Consider the following 2038-nt stretch of genomic DNA (forward strand, 5'->3'; position numbering starts at 1 on the left):
CGCGCCACCCTTCATCTCTCTCGACAAGGACCCCTGAACCCATGGACCAGATGACCACCACCACCACCACCACCACCGAAGCCACCACCGCCCCCCGCACCTTGGCCGAGCGCGCCAAGGCCGCGTTCCAGGTCGCGCAGAAGCGCGTGCTCGACCTCCGCCTGGCCCGCGCCCGCGGCGATGCCGGCGCCCCCTCCGCGGCCGATCTGGCGAAGGCGAAGGCGGATGCCGAGTTGGCCGAGGATCGCGCCCGCCTGGCCGAGGAAGCCGAGCGCGCCCATGCCGCGGCCGCGGAACGTCGCCAGCGGACCGATGCGGTGCATGCGCGCCGCGCCGAGCTTGAGGCGGTCTATGCCGGTGAACTGGCCCGCGCCGAGCGGCTGGTTGCTGCGGCCGAGGAAATGGCGGCGGCGATTTACGCATTCGCCGAAGGGGTGGATGACCTGGCGCAGCGTGAGCCGGCGACCTCCGGCTATTTCCGCGCCGGCCGGATTGACGCGGCGCTGAGCACCCTGACCGCCGCCTGGCCGGCGAACCTGCCGCTGCCGCAGCAGCGCCCGATCCCATACCGCGATGCCGCGACGCGCGCCGCCTGGCCGGCGCAGCAGGATCGCTTCCTGCGCGAGCGGCTGCCCATGCCGGCGCTGCCCGAGCCGCACCCCGACGACGCGCCCGCCGCCGCCGCAGCTTGACCATCCGCAGCCGCGCCCGCTGGTGACTGCCGCGGGCGCGGCGCACGACCACCACCACCAGCACGACCTGGAGACCCCACGCCATGAGCGACTTCACCGCCACCAGCACCGCCCCGGCCCCAACGCAGGGCGGCCCGACCATGACGCACGACGCGGCGCTGGCTGCGATCCGGATTTTCGAGGATGGCGCCGCCTGGCGCGACGTGGCGACCGGCAAGACCGAAGCCGGCAAGCTCGGCCTCATGGCGGAGCGGGACCGCCTGTATCGCCTCGCTTACCCCGAGCCGGCGCCCGCCGCCGCGCCGGCCCATCATCCGGCCTTCGACGCCGCCTCCGCCGCCTCCCTGGCCGCCCTGGGGGCCTCCGGTCTGCCCGCGCTCCACGACCCCAACGCGGACGGCATGGTGCATGCCGCCGCCGCCGCAGCCGAGGCCCCCGCATCCCAGGCCGTGATCGCGGACAAGCTGACCTCCATCGCCTTCGTGGGCGCCGAGGCCGCGGACCTGGCCGAGTTTCGGAACGTCGCCTCCACCGCCCTTGCCAGCATCGGCGCGACCTCGGCCGATACCGGCGCCTTCGTCCTGGCCGCGAGCGAGGTGTCGGCCGCGCCGGATCGCTTCACGCCGGAGAGCGCCGAGGCCGCGTTGCGCCAGGAATGGGGCGGCGCCTTCGACACCAACCTGCAGGCCGCCCGCACCGCGCTCAGGGCGCTGGAGCGCCGCACGCCGGGCCTGACCGCGCATCTGGAGGCGACCGGCCTCGGCAACCACCCGCGCGTGGTGGCGATGCTGCACAAGGCCGCGATCCGGCTGGGCCACGCCCAGTGAGGCGGCAGGGTGCAGCACCGTCCCATCATCCGACCTTCGCCACCGTCTCCGCGCTGGCCGCCGAGGCCTCCGCGGCGGGCGAGATCGCGGGCAAGCTGACCTCCATCTACTTCCCCGGCGGCGAGGCCGCGGGCCTGGAGGAGTTTCAGGCCATCGCCGGCACCGTCCTTGCCAGCATCGGGGCGACGCGGGGCGAGGCCGGCTCCTTCGTCCTGGCCGCTGCCGAGGTTGCGGCCCGGCGGGATCGCTTCACGCCGGAGGCCGGAGAGGCGACGCTGCGTCAGGAATGGGGGGCAGCCTTCGAGGTCAACCTCGGCGTTGCGCGCGGCATGCTGCTGGCGCTGGATAAGCGCACGCCGGGCCTGATGGAATACATGGAGGCGACCAAGCTCGGCAATCACCCGGCGGTGATCCGGCTGCTACACCGGGCCGCCATCCGGCGGGGTTTCGCGCGGTGATGCGGTTGCAGCCGCCGGTGGAGGTGGCCTGGCCCGACCACCTCACGGTCCAGGGGGTGGA

Annotated in this window: 3 protein-coding genes; all 3 read left to right on the plus strand. The window is 74.2% G+C overall.

Annotation, left to right across the window (positions count from 1 at the left end; translation table 11 throughout):
- The first annotated feature begins 41 nt into the window (after window positions 1–41).
- On the plus strand, window positions 42–692 hold the full coding sequence (locus J3S20_RS29820; RefSeq protein WP_216840564.1) for a hypothetical protein: 651 nt from the start codon (window positions 42–44) through the stop codon (window positions 690–692).
- An 83-nt stretch (window positions 693–775) separates the two neighbouring features.
- On the plus strand, window positions 776–1519 hold the full coding sequence (locus J3S20_RS29825; protein WP_216840565.1) for a hypothetical protein: 744 nt from the start codon (window positions 776–778) through the stop codon (window positions 1517–1519).
- Window positions 1516–1977: a hypothetical protein gene (locus tag J3S20_RS29830; protein WP_216840566.1), complete on the plus strand. Its 462-nt coding sequence runs from the start codon at window positions 1516–1518 to the stop codon at window positions 1975–1977. The genes J3S20_RS29825 and J3S20_RS29830 overlap by 4 nt, the downstream gene beginning before the upstream one ends.
- Window positions 1978–2038 lie beyond the last annotated feature (61 nt).

It is taken from the genome of Falsiroseomonas tokyonensis, assembly GCF_019024325.1.
GTDB lineage: Bacteria > Pseudomonadota > Alphaproteobacteria > Acetobacterales > Acetobacteraceae > Falsiroseomonas > Falsiroseomonas tokyonensis.